This window comes from Planococcus circulans, assembly GCF_020023385.1.
In the GTDB taxonomy this organism is placed as follows: domain Bacteria; phylum Bacillota; class Bacilli; order Bacillales_A; family Planococcaceae; genus Planococcus.
The window spans coordinates 26,928-45,924 of record NZ_JAIQCL010000010.1 but is presented as its reverse complement, the minus strand read 5'-3'; the positions used below and the strand labels follow the sequence as shown (position 1 = coordinate 45,924).

The window sequence follows — 18,997 nt, the reverse complement described above, 5'->3', positions numbered from 1 at the left end:
TTCTATTTTTCTTTTGTCCAGACTCCGCTGTTCTTTTTACCCAACTACAATATTGACCAATTTCCCTGGAATGACGATGACTTTGCGTACTTGTTTGCCATCTGCCGCTTTTTGGACTTGCTCGTCCGCGAGCGCCGCCGTTTCCAGCTGTTCTTTCGTACTGTCTTTAGCGATGGTCAACTTGGTTTTCACTTTACCATTGACCTGCACCACGACTTCGACTTCATCATCGACCATTTTCGTCTCGTCGTACTGCGGCCAGTTTTCGTAAGAGACCGATCCTTCGTGGCCCAATTTCTCCCATAGCTCCTCTGCTACGTGAGGCGCAATCGGTGACAGCAATTTCACGAAGCCTTCCACGTATTCTTTCGGAATGGAATCCACTTTATAGCCTTCATTGACGAAGACCATCATTTGCGAAATGGCTGTATTGAAACGCAGTCCTTCAAAGTCGTCGGTCACTTTTTTGACGGTTTGGTGATAGATTTTGTCCAGCTTGCCGTCATTGGCATCGGTGACTTTCGCACTCAATTGCTCATCGTCCATCAACAGGCGCCAAACGCGGTCAAGGAATCGGCGGGAACCGTCCAAGCCGTTTGTCGACCAGGCGATTGACGCTTCCAGTGGACCCATGAACATTTCGTACATGCGCAAAGTGTCTGCTCCATGGCTTTCGATGATTTGATCCGGATTGACGACATTCCCTTTGGATTTCGACATTTTCTCGTTGCCTTCACCCAGGATCATGCCTTGGTTAAACAATTTCTGGAACGGTTCTTTCGTTGATACCACACCGATATCGTAAAGTACTTTATGCCAGAAGCGCGCATACAATAGATGAAGTACGGCGTGTTCGGCACCACCGATGTAAACGTCTACTGGCAGCCAGCGTTTCAAGAGTTCCGGATCAGCGAGCATTTCATCATTGTCCGGATCGATAAAGCGCAGGTAATACCAGCAGCTTCCTGCCCATTGTGGCATCGTATTGGTTTCACGGCGCCCTTTCATGCCGGTTTCCGGATGGACAACATTGACCCACTCATCGATATTGGCAAGCGGTGATTCACCGGTGCCGCTCGGCTTGATGTCCGTTGTCACCGGCAGCATCAATGGCAGGTCTTTTTCTTCGACCGGCGTCATTGTGCCGTCTTCCCAGTGGATAATTGGAATCGGCTCGCCCCAGTAACGCTGGCGGCTGAACAGCCAGTCGCGCAGACGGTACGTAATTTTCTTTTCGCCGACCTGCTTGTCGACCAGCCAGTTGATGGCTTTTTCAATAGCTTCTTTTTTATTCAATCCATTAAGGAAGTCGGAATTGATCAATTCGCCGTCGCCAGCGTATGCTTCTTCTTCAATATTGCCGCCTGAAACAACTTCGACGATCGGCAAATCGAATTGCTTGGCAAACTCGTAATCGCGCTCGTCGTGAGCCGGAACGGCCATGATGGCGCCTGTCCCATAAGTAGCCAATACATAATCGGCAATCCAGATCGGCATTTTTTCGCCGCTTGCCGGATTGGTCGCATAAGCGCCTGTGAAGACACCTGACTTGTCTTTCGCCAAATCCGTGCGCTCCAAATCACTTTTCGTCTTGACGTCATCGATGTATTTTTCCACAGCCTGTTTTTGATCGGCTGTGGTGATGGCCGCCACCAATTTATGTTCAGGTGCCAATACTGCATAAGTCGCCCCGAAAATCGTGTCCGGACGTGTCGTGAACGCACGGAAGGAATAATCGGTGTCGGCAACCTGGAATTCCAGCTCTGCCCCTTCGGATTTGCCGATCCAGTTGCGCTGCATGTCTTTCAGGCTTTCCGGCCAGTCCAGTTCATCCAGGTCTTCAAGCAAACGGTCCGCATACTCAGTGATGCGAAGCACCCATTGGCGCATCGGACGGCGCTCGACCGGATGGCCCCCACGCTCTGATTTGCCGTCGATCACTTCTTCATTGGCCAGAACTGTGCGAAGTTCCGGACACCAGTTGACAGCCACTTCATCTACATAAGCAAGGCCTTTATTGTACAATTGGATAAAAATCCATTGCGTCCATTTATAGTAGGAAGGGTCCGTTGTGTTGATTTCACGGTCCCAGTCATAGGAAAATCCAAGTTCCTGAATTTGGCGCTTGAATGTTGCGATATTTTTGGCTGTGAATTCCGCCGGATCGTTGCCGGTATCCAATGCATACTGCTCTGCTGGAAGGCCGAATGCATCCCAGCCCATCGGATGAAGGACATTATAGCCCTGCATACGTTTTACGCGGCTCAAAATATCCGTTGCCGTGTAGCCTTCCGGATGGCCTACGTGAAGCCCGGCGCCTGATGGATACGGAAACATATCCAATGCGTAGAATTTTGGTTTGGACGGATCGTCCACCATTTTGAATGTTTTGTTGTCCTGCCAATATTTTTGCCATTTCTTTTCAACTGTCTTGTGCTTGAATGTCATTTCCTGTTCCTCCTCAAAATAAAAACTCCCGTCCCTCATAAATAAGGGACGGGAGTTTTCCCGCGGTACCACCCAAATTAGCGATCGCTCGCTCAACTTGACTCCTTAACGCGGAAAACGGTGTATCTTACTTGGTTTCACATACACTGACTCCAAGGTGAGTTCGGTTGCGCGTTTTACCGGCTTGCACCATCCGCCGGCTCTCTGTGGAAAACACACAAACTACTAGTCCTCTTCGCTGTCATTGGCTATTGTCTTCATTTTAGACGAACGGCCGTTTTTTGGCAATAGCCTACGAGACTTTAACGTTATCGGTATTCAGCGGTGCATCGGTCGAGTCGATGATATCCTGGACCGTAAAGCCCTCGAACACCTCTGACAGCACCAATCCAGCTTCTGTCACTTCGATAACCGCGCGTTCTGTGATGATTTTGTTGACCACGCCTTTGCCTGTCAGCGGCAAGTCGCATTGCTTCTTGATTTTGGAAGAACCGTCTTTTGAGACATGATCCATGATGACAATGACCTTTTTGGCGCCATGGACCAGATCCATCGCTCCACCCATGCCTTTGATCATCTTGCCGGGAATCATCCAGTTCGCCAAATCGCCGTTTTCAGCGACTTCCATGCCACCGAGTATCGCCACATCGATATGGCCCCCACGGATCATTGCGAAAGACTCGGCACTTGTAAAGAACGCGGAACCCGGAATGGTGGTGACCGTTTCTTTTCCGGCATTGATCAGATCCGGATCCACCTGATCTTCTGTCGGATAAGGTCCGATTCCCAATAGACCATTTTCTGATTGAAGAACCACACTCTTGTTTTCAGAAATGAAATTTGCGACCAGAGTTGGCATGCCGATTCCCAGGTTTACGTAATCGCCGTCATTGATTTCTTTTTCGGCTCGCTTTGCAATACGTTCTCTGACTAATTGTTTATCCACGATTTTCTCCACCCTTTCCTAGACAGTGCGCGTTGTTAGACGTTCGATGCGTTTTTCCTGTTTGGCCTGAAGCAAGCCTTGCACATAGATGCTTGGCGTTTGGACATGATTCGGATCGATCGCTCCGATTTCCACGATTTCTTCGACTTCTGCAATCGTAATCTTTCCAGCGGCTGCAGCCAATGGATTGAAGTTCTGGGCTGTCTTGTTATAAACGAGATTGCCCATTTTATCTGCTTGATAAGCTCTTACAAGTGAAAAGTCTGCTCGCAATGCGTGCTCAAGTACGTATTCTTTGCCATCAAATTCACGGATTTCCTTGCCTTCAGCAACTGTTGTGCCAACGCCCGCCGGTGTAAAGAAAGCTGGAATCCCGGCTCCGCCTGCCCGCATCTTTTCAGCAAGTGTTCCCTGCGGCGTCAATTCAACTTCGATTTCACCCGATAATACCTGGCGCTCGAACTCTTTGTTTTCGCCTACATAAGAACCGATCATTTTTTTTATCTGTTTGTTTTTCAATAATAACCCAAGGCCCCACTCATCTACTCCGCAATTATTGGAAATGACAGTGAGGTCGGTAACCCCTTTATCGACAAGTGCCAAAATCAATTGTTCAGGTATCCCCACTAATCCAAATCCGCCCACCATGATTGTGGCGCCATCCTGAATCTGTTCAACTGCTTCCTTCGCAGAACTGTAAATCGGTTTCATCCCATTGTGCCCCCTCTGTCCATTGTCTGAATACCCATCAATAAAACGCTTACATACCCAATTTAAACAAACTATTGAAGTAAACGCAATAATCATAAAATCCGCCAGCCTATATTGAAGTATTGTTGCCTGTTTTACCGACATGCTACAATGTCAGAAGAGGAGTTGTTTTTGAGTGAATACAGAATTTCCTTTTTCATCTGATGGAAAACGCTACTATACATGGAATCGCCATCTGCGCGATCATTTTGGTTTTAAAGTCATGAAAATCGCTTTGGATGCGGGCTTTGACTGCCCAAATCGCGACGGTACAGTCGCCCATGGCGGCTGTACATTCTGCAGCGTTGCAGGGTCCGGGGATTTTGCGGGCGACCGGGTGGATTCGATTCCCGAACAGTTCGATAAAATCAAAGTAAAAATGCACCGCAAATGGAAAGATGCCAACTATATGGCTTATTTTCAAGCCTACACCAATACACATGCGCCACTTCCGGTCATCAAGGAAAAATTTGAAGCGGCGCTGGAACAGGACAATGTCATCGGTTTAAGCATCGCGACACGCCCCGACTGCCTGCCGGATGACGTTGTCGATTACCTCGCGGAACTGAACGGACGGACATACCTGTGGGTCGAGCTCGGACTTCAGACAGTTCACGAACGGACGGCGCTATTGGTCAACCGCGCCCATAACTTCGAGGCATATGTCGAAGGCGTCACGAAATTGCGCAAGCGCGGCATCCGGGTCTGCACCCATATCATCAATGGCCTGCCGCTGGAAGACCGGGACATGATGATGGAGACTGCACGTGAAGTCGCAAAACTTGATGTGCAAGGCATTAAAATCCACCTGCTGCATTTGTTGAAAGGCACGCCAATGGTAAAACAATACGAAAAAGGCATGGTCGAATTTCTGGAAAAACAGGAATACATCAATTTAGTGGCCGACCAGCTCGAAGTGCTGCCGTCTGAGATGGTGGTCCAGCGCATCACCGGCGACGGCCCTATCGATTTGATGATCGGGCCGATGTGGAGCGCCAATAAATGGGAAGTCCTGAATGGCATAGATGCTGAACTGGAGCGCCGCGGAAGCTGGCAAGGAAAATTGGCTGCGGGAAGTGTCACGTTATGACATTGCAGCGTGTTTTGCCTTACACCAAATTCCTTCTCGAGCAGGCCATCTCCCCGGGAGACTGGGTAATCGACGGCACTGCCGGCAACGGCCATGATACGCATTTCCTCGCCGGATTGACCGGAGCCACAGGAAAAGTCTTTGCTTTCGATATCCAGGCAGAAGCGATCCTGGCCACTGGCGAACGGGTCAAGGATTTCCATCATGTCGAGCTTGTCCATGACAGCCATGCCAAAATCAAGGAGTACGTCACAAGCCCGATTTCAGCAGCTGTCTTCAATCTCGGCTATTTGCCGAAAGGCGACCACAGCATCATCACGAAAGCACAAAGCACCTTGACAGCCCTCGAACAATGCTTGGAGCTCTTGTCAGTCCATGGCTTGTTGCTGGTGGTCGTGTACAGCGGGCATGAAGGCGGCAGCGAAGAGAGAGATGCTGTCATGGAATTCGTTTCAGCACTTCCGCAAAAATCATTCGATGTCCTAAAGTATGAATTCATCAACCAGCAGCATTCTCCGCCCTTTCTATTGGCGATCGAGAAAAAATAATAGAAAATGCCGAAAGAGACCTCGTCCCTTTCGGCGTTTTTCTGTTAGACGAACAATTGATCATTCGGGATTCCATTTTGAGTCTGTTCGAAAACTCCGTTCATAATTCGTCAACTCTGAATCAGACATCTTTGCATAAACTTCGGAATCAACCGCTGCAGCTGCAGCTTTATCCATGAGAGCATTCGTCCGTTGACCTGTTTCCACTGCCTCCAAAAGAAGCGAAGCTGCCTCTATTCGGTAAAGAATAGCTCCTTCCAAATATAATTTATAATCGTGCAGATGCTGGGCATGGGCTGTCGAGCTTTTAAATTCCATCACCCTTATTCGGTTCAGCAACGATTCATATTTTCGTTGTATGCTCGTCAAATGATTGTACAATGCATCTTCATCCAGCGATTCCGGATCTGTGACCAAAACTCCCCAATGGCTTTGCCAGATTTCATTGAATCTGCTGTTCACTTCATTGATTTCCAGCCAGGCAGAATTCATAGAAAAATCATATTTGCTTAATACGGCATGTGCAACATGCGGCTCGTTAAAGTCATCCGATGGCACATTGATTTCGGTTGGATCTTTCAATGAAAGAACCACCATCTCCCATCCTTCTTTTTGTAAACGCCTGAGGAGCTCGCCGCCGATTTCATGGCTTATAACTATCGTTTCTACCTTTACGATTTCCATTTCTCCAACTGCCTTTTCTTCTTGTTGACCGACCTCATGAGAAATCTCCAGTTCTTCCGCCGACTTTTCCTGCGCTTCTTTTTCTTGCGTCGTTTGTTCATTCATTTCACTGCAGCTCCCTAACAGAAGACAAACCACAAGAAAATGACTTGCCCGTAACAACCGAACACCGACTCTGCTTTGTGTATTCATAAAACTCAACCTTCCTCCATAGGTTGTTGTGAATTAGATTCCCTATGACATCAGCGCAAGGTCTTTCTGCCCATAACATGGAACAGAGCAGCTTTTCTATGTACTTTGTTATAGAGGTTGAATTTTTATCATCACTTGATTAGTTTATCAATACCATCTTTTCCCTTTTTTAAAACACCGAATCCAAACATTCCGTGCACGAAAGAGAATGAACTGCCCTTTTGCAAAAGATAGGGTTCCACTTTCGGCTGACACGCACCAGTACTAAAACAAATCTCTATTAGTTCAGTTTTCCTGTTTAAAGGAAAATGTAAATGACAGACAAAAGCCGATTCCCTCTTGGCAAAAGGAAATCAGCTTTTTTCATTTTAATCCAGCTAGACACTTCACACTTTTAACAACTTGGCATTGATGGCGACAATAACGGTACTTAGGCTCATGAAAACCGCCCCGATTGCCGGGCTGATGACAATTCCCCAAGGCGCCAGAACACCTGCAGCTAGTGGAATCGCGAAAATATTATAGCCAGTCGCCCACCATAAGTTCTGCACCAATTTCCGATAGGTTTTTTTGGAAAGTTCAATCAGCGCCACTACATCGTTCGGATTGCTCCTTACAAGCACAACATCAGCCGTTTCCATGGCTACGTCCGTTCCAGCTCCAATCGCAATTCCAAGGTCAGCGGTTGCGAGTGCAGGCGCATCATTCACTCCATCTCCGGTCATCGCCACTTTCCAACCTTTATCTTTTATCTTTTTGATTTGGTTGGCTTTGTCATCCGGCAGCACTTCTGCATAGACTTCATCAATGCCCAGTTGTTTCGCTACCCAATCCGCCACCTTTTGGTTATCTCCAGTCAGCATGATGGAATGGATGCCTTTTTCCTTAAGGGCCGCTACAGCTTCTTTCGCGGTTTCCCGAATAATATCAGCTAAAGCAATCATACCGGCAAGCTGATCTTCCACAAGGACGAAGACAACGGTCTTCCCTTCTTCTGATAGCTCATTAAAATCCTTCTTGCTATAGCTTAAGTCATTGCTGTTCATATATCCGGGACTGACAACATTGACTTTCTTTCCATCTACTGTCCCTTGGATGCCTTTGCCGGTAATCGATTCAAAATCGCTCACTCGGCCGATCCGTATCTCTTTTTCCTTGGCGGATGCAACAATGCCTGCAGCAATCGGATGCTCCGAATTTTGTTCGATTACTGCTGCTAACTGCAGCAGGTGTTCATCAGTATAGTTGCTTTCAGTGACGATGTCCGTCACACCGAATTCACCTTTTGTCAATGTGCCGGTTTTATCAAATACCACTGCATCCAGATTTCGTGCTCCTTCAAAATTTGCACGGTTTCGGATCAGCAGCCCCTGTTTAGCGGAAATGGATGTAGAGACAGCAACCACCAGCGGCGCTGCCAGACCCAAAGCATGCGGACAGGTAATGACCATCACCGTAACCATCCGTTCAATGGCGGTATCAAACGCATATCCGAACGCCAACCAGGCGAATAACGTGACGAAGCCAGCAACCAAAGCTAAATAAAACAGCCACTTGGCCGCACGATTCGTGAGGTCTTGCGTTCTGGATTTAGACTCCTGCGCTTCTTTCACCATTATGATGACTTGGGACAAATACGATTCTTCCCCTGTTTTCTCCACTTCAATAATCAAGGAACCTTCTTTGTTCACCGATCCCCCAATGACGCCATCGCCTTCTGTTTTATCGATAGGAACAGATTCCCCAGTCAGCATCGATTCATCAATTGTTGATTTCCCTTCAAGAATTAACCCATCCACCGGAACTTTTTCCCCCGGCTTCACCAATACCCGGTCCTTATGGCGGATTTCGGATAACGGTATATCTTGTACTTGGTTGTGTTCATCCAATTTATGCGCTTCACTCGGCATTAATTTCACCAGCTGCTCCAATGCATTCGATGCTCCCATAATTGACCGCATTTCAATCCAGTGGCCGAGCAGCATAATGACCACAAGTGTCGCCAGTTCCCAATAAAGCTGATTGCCATCCCACCCAAAAACGACCAAGGTACTGTAGCTGTAAGCAATACTGATGGCTAAAGCGATCAAAGTCATCATGCCTGGATTTTTTTCTTTCAGTTCGCTGATGCCGCCGGTTAAAAATGGCCAACCACCATAAAAGAAAACGATAGACGATAGGGCAAATAAGATGTACAGATCGTTTTCAAAACGCCAGTCGACTCCCATAAAATGCTGAATCATCGGGGACAATGCCACTATTGGAATGGTGAGGACCAAAGATACAAAGAACCTCTTCTTGAAATCCTCTACCATCTCTTCATGTCCGTGATGTCCGTGATTGCCATGTTTTTCAGGAGTTGACTGACCCTGTTCTTCTTGGATGGTCGATTCGTCCTGTCTCCTATCTGGATGATGACTAGGTTTTTCAGTGGAATGTGAATGTTCTGCATGACTGTGTTGATTTTCTTGGTTTTTTGCCAACGGAATCCACCTCTCAATCAATATTCGTCTTGTAAACTGCTCATGCTGCTAGTATAAAATCGAGTTGTCGAGAATGTGTGCAGAGTTACTCCCCTCTAGCAGATTTTCTTCGCATCCCTGCTTTTTCCAAAGAAAAAAAGAGCCCATTTAGAGCTCCTTTCCATACTGCTGTTATTTCACAATCAAAACCGGACAATTTGCGCGCTTTACAACTTTATGGCTGACACTGCCAAGAACCATTTCCTGCAGTGAGTTCAACCCGCGGCTGCCGATGACCAGGACATCGAATTTTTCTTTATTGGCATATGCGACGATTGTCGGCCCCGGTGTGCCGTGTAGGATTTCCAGCTTGTAATTGATGTTTCCGATTGCCAATGCCTCTTCGATTGGTTGAAGTTTCTTTCTGCGCTTCAAATCCAGCTCGACAGAACTGCCGCTGTGCAGCACTTCGTATTTGGCGTTGTCATAGTCTGCCACAAACACGATGGTCACTTCAGACTCTGGTGAACCTGAGGCTAACTTTACGGCCTCTTTTGCCGCACGTTCTGCGTGCTCCGAACCGTCCACTGCCAGCAATATTCGATTATACATCCTCAACACTCCTTAAGGTTTTAATGGCTTGGTAATTTGGCATTCTCGCTGTTAAAGATCGCCAGCTGATCGATCAGCTTTTGGCTGCCTGTATCCAAGCCGATAATTCCCACTTCATTGCGGTTTTCCCTGAACTTCAAGACGACGCGGTCAACGGCACCGACACCGGAATCATCCCAAATATGCGCTTCGGTGAAATCAATGATGACTTTCTGACCTTCTGCGTCATAATCGAATTTCTCAAGGAAATCTTCAACCGAGGCGAAGAACAATTGGCCGCTCACCTCATAATGCGTAGCTTCGAGTAATTTCTTCTTCACTTTAATTTTCGAGATCTTGGCGACAAAGAAGATGGCGCTCAAGAGCACGCCGGCCAATACACCGATGGAAAGGTCATGTGTATAAACAACGATTGCAACGGTTGCGACCATGACGATCGAATCGGCTTTCGGTGCTTTTTTCAAATACGTAAATGACGACCAATCAAAGGTGCCGATGGAAACCATGATCATGATACCAACCAAAACCGGCATCGGAATCTGGACAACCACGTTCCCTAAGACAAGGATGAGAAACATCAGGAAAGCACCGGCAACCAGCGCTGATAATCTTCCCCGGCCACCTGACTTGACGTTGATGATGGATTGTCCGATCATAGCACAACCGGCCATTCCGCCGAAAAATCCGGTGATGAAATTGGCTATCCCCTGCCCTCTGGATTCTTTGTTTTTGTCACTGGTCGTGCCTGTCATATCATCGACAATATTGGCGGTCAATAACGATTCCAGCAAGCCGACCACTGCCAAAGCCAGTGAGTACGGTAGGATGATCATCAAGGTTTCCAGGTTAACCGGCACATCCGGCAATAGGAAAGTCGGTAAGGTCTGGCTGATGGTTCCTAAATCCCCTACTGTCCGGAGATTGAAACCTGAATAGATGGCGACAGCGGTTAAAAGGACCAAGGCAATGAGCGGCGCTGGTATCGCTTTGGAAAACCGTGGAACAATGTAGACGATTGCCAACGTCACTGCGACAAAGACATAGGTCAGCATATTGATGCCGATGAAATGCGGCACCTGCGCCATGAAGATCAGGATGGCAAGTGCATTGACGAAGCCGATCATGACAGCCCGAGGGATGAATTTCATCACTTTCGCCACTTTAAAGACGCCGAACAAAATCTGGATGACGCCTGTTAGGATGGTGGCTGCCAACAAGTATTCCAGGCCGTGTTCCCGCACGAGCGGCACCATCAACAAAGCCATGGCTCCAGTTGCGGCCGAAATCATACCTGGACGGCCACCTACGAACGCGATGATCACCGCGATGCTGAAGGATGCATATAATCCCACCATTGGGTCGACACCGGCGATGATGGAAAAGGCGATGGCTTCCGGAATCAATGCCAAAGCGACGACTATCCCCGCAAGGACATCTCCCCGGACATTCCCGAACCATTCCGTTTTAATTTTTTTCCACACAATATTTTACCCTCCTACTATTTATGTTGATGGCTTTTAACTCTCATAAAAGCCGTGCTTTTTTCAGGAATGGGATTAGTGTATCATCAAATTCCCCAAAATAGTACCTTTTTGGGAATTTTTTTATTGTACTTATGTTATGATGGATAGAAACTGTAATGTGAGGGGATTTTAACGTGTTAATCGGATATGCAAGACCCAGCGCCGAAGATTCGGATTGCCGAAACCAATTGCTGCTCCTGAAAAATTCAGGCTGCACTGAACTATATACAGAAGAACATGCCTCTCCTAAAAACCGTGAACAACTTAACAAAATGTTGGAAGACGCGGAATTCGGTACCCAAATAGTCGTTTCAAAACTTTATACATTTGCGGACTCAACGCGCCACTTAGTGGAACTTTTGGATAAGCTTGAAACAAAAGGCCTGTCTCTTCTTTCCATTCAGGAAAATATTGAAACCAAAAACGATATGGCATATCCTTTCACTAAAATACTTCACTGCCTGGCTGATTTTCAAAGTGATGCCATCAGTGAGAAAACCAAAGCCGGCTTGTCTGTGGCTAAAGACAAAGGCGCCGTCTCTGGCCGGCCTCGAAAAGCAGATGAAAATGTCAAAAAGGCAATTGAAATGTATAACAGCAAAAAATACAGTTTAGTAGAAATCAAGGAAAAGACCGGCATCAGCAAATCCACTTTATACCGTTACTTGGAAAATTAAAGCTTGGCGCTCATTTAAAAGGAGAATTTAGATGTTAACTAAAAAATGGCCAAAACACACGATACTCGCAATCGCTATCATCGCTACCTGGCTGAAAACTTATATCGCCTACCAAACAGGGTTTTCGATTACGCTTGATAACGGCATGCAGGAAGCCATCCTGTTTCTCAGTCCGCTGAGCTTGCTTCTCTTCCTGTACGGGTTATCCTTGTTCTTCAAGAAGCCCAAAAATAAAAACCGGTATTTGCTGGCGATGACCCTCGTCACTTCCATTATTTTGTATGGCAATATCGCTTTTTACCGTTTCTTCAACGATTTCATCACGTTGCCGGTGCTGTTTCAGACCGACAACTTTGGAGACCTCGGCACTAGTGCCGCCGCAAGCATCTATCCGACAGACATCCTTTATTTCAGTGATTTCATCCTGTTGTTGCTTGCCGTAAAATTACTAAAGATCAAAGAAGAAAACACAAAATCCCAGACCACTGCGCGGAAAGCCTACTTTGTTCTTTCTGCAGCTATTTTATTTTTGAATCTTGGATTAGCTGAAGCCGAACGTCCTCAATTATTGACCCGCAGTTTCGACCGGGAAATGCTGGTGAAGAATCTGGGGATCTACAATTATCATTTGTATGATATTTACGTGCAGTCCAAGTCCCAGGCACAACGGGCTTTTGCGGATGGTTCAGAATTGACGGATGTCCAAAACTACGTTCGAGCCAATAAAGTCGAACCGTCTGAAGACATGTTTGGGATTGCGAAAGGCAAGAACTTGATCGTTGTGACATTGGAATCCATGCAGACTTTCACTATGAATGAGGAAATGAACGGCCAAACTATCACGCCGTTTCTGAATGAGTTGACGAAAGACGAGGACACGGTTTACTTCCCTAATTTCTATCATCAGACGGGTCTCGGCAAAACATCCGATTCCGAATTTCTGCTTGAAAACTCCCTTTATCCGTTAAGCGGAGGAGCCGTATTCTTTACGCACGGCGGCAATACCTATAACTCGATGGCAGAAAAGCTTGGCAAGCATGGATATGCAACCAATGTCCAGCATGCCAATAGCAAAAGTTTTTGGAATCGCGACATGATGTATGAGTCGTTGGGTGTGGACGAATTCCTCGATATCCAAAATTATACGGTCGGAGAAGGCGAGGCAGTCAATTGGGGAATGAAAGACATCCCCTTTTTCGAACAGTCTGTTGCCCATATGGCAGAGATGCCGCAGCCTTTTTACAGCCGGTTGATCACATTGACCAATCACTATCCTTTCACTTTGGACCCACAAGACAAACTGATCGATGAGTTCGATTCCAATTCAGGTACACTCAACCGTTTTTTCCAGACGACGCGTTACCTGGACGAAGCTGTAAAGGAATTATTTGATGATCTGAAAGAACAAGGCCTTTACGAAAATTCGATTATCGTCATGTACGGTGACCATTACGGCATTTCAGAAAACCATAACGAAGCCATGACCCAATACCTTGGTAAAGAAATCACACCTTATGAATCCGCACAGCTTCAACGGGTTCCCTTCTTCGTGCATATTCCCGGTTCAGGACAAGGACATGTAAACGAAGAGATTGGCGGACAAATCGATATGCGCCCGACCATCCTCAATTTGATGGGTGTAGAATCCAATACGGATATGCAGTTCGGCAGTGACCTGTTTTCTGAAGAACATGAAGAATTTGCTATTTTCCGTGACGGACGATTTATCACTGAAGAATATGTCTATGCCGGCAATACGTGCTACGAAAATGGAACTGGTGCAGCAATTGACCAGGAATTATGCGCACCGTTCGCAGAGCGTGCATTTGAAGAACTTGGATATTCAGAAAAAGTGATCAATGGCGATCTGCTCAGGTTTTACGATGAAGAAACCGGTCAATTGCTGGGTACAGAACAATAAGAAAAAAGGAAGATCGGATGCCATTCGGCAACCGACCTTCCTTTTTTTACTGAGTATATTAACTGAACAAGTCCTTAAGCTTCCTGTTCTCTTTTTTTCTTGATGCTGATTAAAGCGCCTACCAGCACAATTCCCAGCAGCACTGCCCAGAAAATCAGTTTCCATTCTGTTGAATGCGCAAAGTCATATGGAAGATAACCTAGCTTTTCGTGTGACAACGTAAGGACGGTCAACTTGACGCCTACCCACCCGACAATCACAAAAGCAGTCGTTTCCAATTGCGGATAGTTTGCCAGCAGCTTGACGAATTTATGGGCTGCAAAACGCATGACGATGAGACCAACGATTCCACCAGCAAGCATGACGCCGAATTGCCCGCCATTAATTCCTCCGATTTCCATACTTCCCAGATGCGGCAGGGTAATCGCTAAGGCAACGGCAGCCAGCATCGAGTCAACTGCAAAAGCTATATCCGCCAGTTCCACTTTCAATACCGTCATCCAGAATCCTGAGCCTTTTGTCGTTTCCGGTTCGATGGAATGTTCTTTTCCTTTTCGCTGATCATAAATGTGCTTGAAAGCGATAAACAATAAGTACGCGGCTCCCAAAGCTTGGATCTGCCATACATCGACCAGCAAGGTGATCATAAACAATGCAGCAAATCGGAAAACAAACGCCCCGACCAATCCGTAAAATAACGCTTTTTTCTGTTGCTCTTTCGGCAAGTGCTTCACCATAACCGCCATGACCACTGCATTATCTGCAGCAAGCAACCCTTCTAATGCTATTAAAACCAGCAGTACCCATACATACTCCAATAAAATCGCTTCCATCTTCCATCATCCCCCTAATTTTTGCCAACAAAAAAGACCCTTGCCTAATTAAAGGCAAAGGTCTCGCTAAGCAAATTTCTGCTATCACAACCGATGGCGTTGAACCATGTAATGACGATTGTGAAATAGGTTTCCCTAAAGCTACTCCCCTTTGACGTGAAGTCAAAAGTATATTTCGTTGTATAAATACAATAGCATGGCCCAGTTGTTTTGGGAAGAGCATTTTTGTCGGAATTGCGAATTATTTTACTCTTTCGTCGAAGTGGTATCAACTCCAATCAAGAAACACTCACTTCCACTTTAATAAGCTGTTTAAATCATCAAACATATAGTCCGGCTCTAAATCGAGTTCTTCCACCGATAGGTTCTTTCGGTTAATCCAAGCCGTTTGAAAGCCGAAACTTTTAGCTCCTGAAATGTCCCATCCATTTGAGGACATAAACAGGACTTCACTGTTTGCCAGGCCAAGCTTATCCAATGCGTATTGATAGGATGCCGGTGCCGGCTTGAACTCCTTAATCTCATCGACGCTGAGGATATGCTCAAAAACACCGGTCAATCCCGCGTTTTCGATCAATGGATCCAGCATATCATGGGAACCGTTTGAAAAGATCACCAAATTTTTGTCTTTCAGTTGGCTTAGAACTCCCTCCACTTCTTCGTAAAGCGGCAGATGTAGATAAGCAACCATCAATTTCTGCTCGGTTTGTTCATTGGATTGCAGGTCATTTTCCTTTAGCACATACTTTAATGCCTGATGTGTAATGGTCTGGAGGGTAGCGTAATTGCCCATGAGCTGCCGCAGCATGAAATACTCGACTTGTTTGGCCCTCCAGGATTGGCTGATTTTTTCACCGTACCCCGGATAGAGATCCTCACATTCTTTTTTGATCGCCGTTACATCAAACAAAGTGCCATAGACATCGAATACAAAAGCTTTGATGGATTTGTCCATTGAATATCCTCCTTTGGCTGTCCACTTGAAGAAAAATTTCTGCAGTCTTTTACATTCTTTACCCCAATGCAATCAGGCTAGTCTTTGTAAAAAATGCGTTCGAGAGACTCTTTCAATTGTGGCTTCACCATGATGACCGGTCGTATAGCAGTTGCTTGGGCTTCTGCTTCCTCGACTGTATCCGCTTTGCCGAGTGCCAGAAGTGTCCCGATCGCTACAGTACCCGCCCGGTTGCTTCCGCCTGCACAGTGGAAATAGACTTTCTTTCCATCATTATAGGCATCCACTACTTGGTCAATCGCTTTCTTAATCGATTCATCCTGCTGTTCGTCGGAATCATCAACTATCGGACTGTGGATCCGGACATAGTCGTAATCCCCTTCTGCCGCTTCTGCACGCAAGTCGACGACTACATCAATCTTTTCGGCTTCTGCCGCCCCTTTTGCATCGGCTGCACCGCCAATGAAGATGCGGTTTTCTACCAGTTCCTGATATTCTTTCGCCATTTTATTTCCTCCTATTCATATCAAAGTCTGTCTATTTTCAGAGTAACATATGTCTTTCCCCAGGAGTAATTGCAGCATCCGAGAGGAAGGTTGAAAAGGAGCCAGAGACCTCTGTCAAACAGCAAACAGCTTTTCATTTGCTCGCTCTATATTTTTGTTGCAAATGCAACTAATTGATGATATATTCTATTCATCCCGTTTTCCAGCGCATTTACCGGCAAATTTATTGAATGAGGAGATTGTTATGAAAGAGATTTTGCGTGAAATCGGCATGATAGCAAGGGCATTGGATTCCATCAGCAATATCGAATTTAAAGAGTTCAACCTGACCAAGGGACAATATTTATACGTCGTTCGAATCTGTGAAAATCCCGGAATCATCCAGGCACAGCTATTGGAATTGATCAAAGTGGATAAATCCACTGCAACACGTGCACTCCAGAAACTTGAAATGAATGGTTTTATTGAAAAGAAAGACGATCCGCATAATAAAAAAAACAAACATCTTTATCCAACGGAAAAAGCGCAGGCGGTCTATCCAATCATCAAAAGAGAAAATGCCCATTCCAACGATATTGCTTTAAGCGGCTTGTCGGAAAAAGAAGCCGAAACTGCTTTCGATCTTCTCCAGCGCATCCGCAAGAACGTTGAAAAGGATTGGGAATCTGTAAAAAAAGGCAGCAAGCGGGACTATTAATCGACTGAAGGAGCGGCAACCCATATGACAACGATGATTAAAAAATGTACACGCGACGATCTTCATGAACTTCAAGCCATCAGTATTGAGACATTCACCGAGACATTCAAGGACCAGAACTCGCCTGAAGACCTTCAGGCTTATTTGGACAAGGCCTATGACCTGGGCAAACTCGAACAGGAACTCGCCATCCCTTCTTCCTCTTTCTTTTTCATTTATTCAGATCAGGAAGTGGCCGGATACCTGAAGCTCAATACAGAAAATGCACAGACAGAGTCCATGGGAAATGACTCCCTCGAAATCGAACGGATTTATATAAAGAAAGCTTTCCAGAAATATGGTTTCGGGAAAATTTTGATGAACAAAGCGATTGAACTGGCAAGGGAACAGAACAAAAAGAACATCTGGCTCGGCGTTTGGGAAGAAAACGACAACGCGATTGCATTTTACCGGAAAAAAGGGTTTGTGCAGACAGGATCCCATTCCTTCTTCATGGGGGATGATGAACAAGTCGATTTGATCCTGGTTAAGCCGCTCCATTAACTCTATCCTGAAAGGCGGAATGACATGTATACTCCAAAACATTTTAAAGTCAGCGATTTTGAGGAAATCCGCGAGTTTGTTCAACAGAATTCCTTTGGAACGCTCATCACTACCAAAAAAGGAAAGCCGATTGCCACCCATCTTCCTTTGCAGCTGATAAAAGAAGGCAAAGAGTTCTTCATAACCGGGCATATGGCTTACGGAAATCCACAGTGGCGGACGTTTGAGGCCTGTGAAGATGTTCTGGTCATGTTCCAGGGACCACACGCCTACATCTCTTCTTCCTGGTACGAACAGGAAAACGTTCCGACATGGAATTATCAGGCTGTCCATATCTATGGAACCGCTCAACTTTTAACGGAAGACGAACTGAAACAGGACCTGACAAGCTTGATGGAAAAACATGAAGGCCATCGTGAAAATCCTGTCCTATGGGATACACTCTCCTCTTCATTGCTGGAAAAAGAACTGAAAGGAATCGTTGGATTCAAAATTCCAGTGAGGGAAGTTCAAGCTGCCTATAAAATGAGCCAGAACCGCAACGAATCGGATTACCAGAATATCATCGACCGCTTGCAGCAGGAAGAGGATCCGAACTCAAAACAACTGGCTAGCGTCATGCGCACGAAATCGAAAGACTCTCTTTGAATCCCCAGCTGTTCATCTGCACAGGTATCAAAAGCTGTTTCATTGAAAGATTCCTGCAAAGCAGATACACTATAGACTAATTGCATATCTGAAATGTTTTCTAGGGTTCCGCAGCAAACAAGCTGGCCTGGTCCGAGAGAAAACTCACAGCTCTGCTGTGCCACGGAAGGACAAAAGCCTGGGAGAAACTGTTTTTACAGTTCTCCCAGGCTTTTTTTAGTTTCTGTGAACACCATAAGGAGGTGGATAAGATGAATTCGAATTGGTTGAAAGTCGTAATGGCGGCGATGTTTGAAGTGGTTTGGGTCATCGGCCTGAAACATGCCGATGGATTCTGGGATTGGATGATTACCGTTATAGCAATTGTCATCAGTTTTATCGTCATGATCATGGCGGGTCGAAAGTTACCGGTCGGAACCGTCTATTCGGTTTTTGTCGGTCTGGGGACAGCCGGTACGGTGCTGTCTGAAATCATTATTTTCAACGAAGCCTTCAGTGGCGCAAAACTGCTGCTGGTCGGCGTGCTGTTGGCAGGGGTCATCGGGTTGAAACTGGTCACCAAAGATCCGGTTTCTGAAGGAGGGGAAGCGTAATGGCGTGGGCAGCATTAGTGTTAGCTGGGCTATTTGAAATGTTCGGTGTGGCCATGATCAACAAGTTGCACCAAGACCGCAATTGGCAATCTCTTGTGTGGCTGATTTTCGGATTCGGGTCGAGCTTTGTCTTTTTGGCTTACGCTATGGAAACATTGGCCATGGGAACAGCCTATGCGATTTGGACCGGCATCGGCGCTTCTGGCGGAGCAATAATCGGCATGCTATTTTACAATGAATCCAAAGACTGGAAGCGGATTTTCTTTATTGCGATGGTGCTAGGTGCGGCAGTGGGATTGAAGCTGGTTTCTTAGGTCTAATTCCATCTATTCACTAAAGTAAGCGGAAAACATAACTCTATGTTTTCCG

The 18,997-nt window shown here is 46.2% G+C and carries 19 protein-coding genes, 1 riboswitch and 1 other annotated feature; of the genes, 9 read left to right on the top strand and 10 right to left on the bottom strand.

Annotated elements, in window-relative coordinates; translation table 11 throughout:
• Positions 1-36: 36 nt before the first annotated feature.
• From leuS to K8U60_RS15480, 3 genes are all read right to left on the bottom strand, one after another.
• Positions 37-2,448, bottom strand: coding sequence for a leucine--tRNA ligase (gene leuS, locus K8U60_RS15490; protein ID WP_223642136.1), 2,412 nt, complete (start codon positions 2,446-2,448; stop codon positions 37-39).
• A 41-nt stretch (positions 2,449-2,489) separates the two neighbouring features.
• Positions 2,490-2,696 (bottom strand) — a binding site (T-box leader).
• A 44-nt stretch (positions 2,697-2,740) separates the two neighbouring features.
• Positions 2,741-3,394, bottom strand: a complete 654-nt coding sequence (locus tag K8U60_RS15485; protein WP_223642134.1) for a 3-oxoacid CoA-transferase subunit B — start codon at positions 3,392-3,394, stop codon at positions 2,741-2,743.
• 18 nt (positions 3,395-3,412) lie between these two features.
• Complete coding sequence (locus tag K8U60_RS15480) at positions 3,413-4,105, bottom strand: CoA transferase subunit A (protein WP_223642132.1); 693 nt, start codon at positions 4,103-4,105, stop codon at positions 3,413-3,415.
• A 175-nt stretch (positions 4,106-4,280) separates the two neighbouring features.
• On the opposite strand from K8U60_RS15480, the gene mnmL reads away from it, so the two are divergent.
• Positions 4,281-5,234 carry a tRNA modification radical SAM protein MnmL/YtqA gene (gene mnmL / locus K8U60_RS15475; protein WP_223642130.1) on the top strand — a complete coding sequence of 318 codons (954 nt, stop codon included), beginning with the start codon at positions 4,281-4,283 and terminating at the stop codon, positions 5,232-5,234.
• Positions 5,231-5,782, top strand: a complete 552-nt coding sequence (gene mnmM / locus K8U60_RS15470) for a tRNA 5-(aminomethyl)-2-thiouridylate-methyltransferase MnmM (protein WP_223642121.1) — start codon at positions 5,231-5,233, stop codon at positions 5,780-5,782. Before mnmL ends, mnmM begins: the two co-directional genes overlap by 4 nt.
• 60 nt (positions 5,783-5,842) lie before the next feature.
• On the opposite strand, the gene K8U60_RS15465 is transcribed toward mnmM, so the two are convergent.
• From K8U60_RS15465 to K8U60_RS15450, 4 genes are all read right to left on the bottom strand, one after another.
• Positions 5,843-6,571 (bottom strand): hypothetical protein, encoded by a 729-nt coding sequence (locus tag K8U60_RS15465; protein ID WP_223642119.1) that lies wholly within the window; start codon positions 6,569-6,571, stop codon positions 5,843-5,845.
• 473 nt (positions 6,572-7,044) lie between these two features.
• Positions 7,045-8,901: a copper-translocating P-type ATPase gene (locus K8U60_RS15460; RefSeq protein WP_411730375.1), complete on the bottom strand. Its 1,857-nt coding sequence runs from the start codon at positions 8,899-8,901 to the stop codon at positions 7,045-7,047.
• A gap of 411 nt (positions 8,902-9,312) precedes the next feature.
• Positions 9,313-9,732, bottom strand: a complete 420-nt coding sequence (locus K8U60_RS15455; RefSeq protein WP_223642117.1) for a universal stress protein — start codon at positions 9,730-9,732, stop codon at positions 9,313-9,315.
• 20 nt (positions 9,733-9,752) lie between these two features.
• Positions 9,753-11,213, bottom strand: a complete 1,461-nt coding sequence (locus tag K8U60_RS15450) for a SulP family inorganic anion transporter (protein ID WP_223642116.1) — start codon at positions 11,211-11,213, stop codon at positions 9,753-9,755.
• A 176-nt stretch (positions 11,214-11,389) separates the two neighbouring features.
• On the opposite strand from K8U60_RS15450, the gene K8U60_RS15445 reads away from it, so the two are divergent.
• Together K8U60_RS15445 and K8U60_RS15440 are read left to right on the top strand one after the other, a co-directional pair.
• Positions 11,390-11,932, top strand: coding sequence for a recombinase family protein (locus tag K8U60_RS15445; RefSeq protein ID WP_223642113.1), 543 nt, complete (start codon positions 11,390-11,392; stop codon positions 11,930-11,932).
• Between the two features lie 31 nt (positions 11,933-11,963).
• A complete protein-coding gene (locus tag K8U60_RS15440) occupies positions 11,964-13,853 on the top strand; it encodes an LTA synthase family protein (protein ID WP_223642111.1) in 1,890 nt (629 codons plus the stop codon).
• 74 nt (positions 13,854-13,927) lie between these two features.
• Here the strand turns inward: K8U60_RS15440 and K8U60_RS15435 are convergent, their stop codons facing one another.
• The 3 genes from K8U60_RS15435 to K8U60_RS15425 form a co-directional block, all read right to left on the bottom strand.
• Complete coding sequence (locus K8U60_RS15435; protein ID WP_223642109.1) at positions 13,928-14,686, bottom strand: TerC family protein; 759 nt, start codon at positions 14,684-14,686, stop codon at positions 13,928-13,930.
• Positions 14,687-14,975: 289 nt separating this feature from the next.
• On the bottom strand, positions 14,976-15,641 hold the full coding sequence (locus tag K8U60_RS15430; protein WP_223642106.1) for a haloacid dehalogenase type II: 666 nt from the start codon (positions 15,639-15,641) through the stop codon (positions 14,976-14,978).
• Positions 15,642-15,718: 77 nt separating this feature from the next.
• Positions 15,719-16,147, bottom strand: a complete 429-nt coding sequence (locus K8U60_RS15425) for a protein-tyrosine phosphatase family protein (RefSeq protein ID WP_223642104.1) — start codon at positions 16,145-16,147, stop codon at positions 15,719-15,721.
• A 244-nt stretch (positions 16,148-16,391) separates the two neighbouring features.
• On the opposite strand from K8U60_RS15425, the gene K8U60_RS15420 reads away from it, so the two are divergent.
• The 5 genes from K8U60_RS15420 to K8U60_RS15400 all read left to right on the top strand — a co-directional run bounded on the left by K8U60_RS15420 (position 16,392) and on the right by K8U60_RS15400 (position 18,942).
• A complete protein-coding gene (locus tag K8U60_RS15420; protein ID WP_223642102.1) occupies positions 16,392-16,844 on the top strand; it encodes a MarR family winged helix-turn-helix transcriptional regulator in 453 nt (150 codons plus the stop codon).
• Positions 16,845-16,868: 24 nt separating this feature from the next.
• Positions 16,869-17,387, top strand: coding sequence for a GNAT family N-acetyltransferase (locus tag K8U60_RS15415; RefSeq protein ID WP_223642100.1), 519 nt, complete (start codon positions 16,869-16,871; stop codon positions 17,385-17,387).
• A gap of 24 nt (positions 17,388-17,411) precedes the next feature.
• Positions 17,412-18,035: an FMN-binding negative transcriptional regulator gene (locus tag K8U60_RS15410; protein WP_223642098.1), complete on the top strand. Its 624-nt coding sequence runs from the start codon at positions 17,412-17,414 to the stop codon at positions 18,033-18,035.
• A gap of 89 nt (positions 18,036-18,124) precedes the next feature.
• A riboswitch (guanidine-I (ykkC/yxkD leader) is annotated at positions 18,125-18,222 on the top strand.
• Between the two features lie 64 nt (positions 18,223-18,286).
• Entirely contained in the window at positions 18,287-18,628 is a 342-nt protein-coding gene (locus K8U60_RS15405) for a DMT family transporter (RefSeq protein WP_223642096.1), read from the top strand.
• Entirely contained in the window at positions 18,628-18,942 is a 315-nt protein-coding gene (locus tag K8U60_RS15400) for a DMT family transporter (RefSeq protein WP_223642087.1), read from the top strand. The genes K8U60_RS15405 and K8U60_RS15400 overlap by 1 nt, the downstream gene beginning before the upstream one ends.
• Positions 18,943-18,997: the final 55 nt, after the last annotated feature.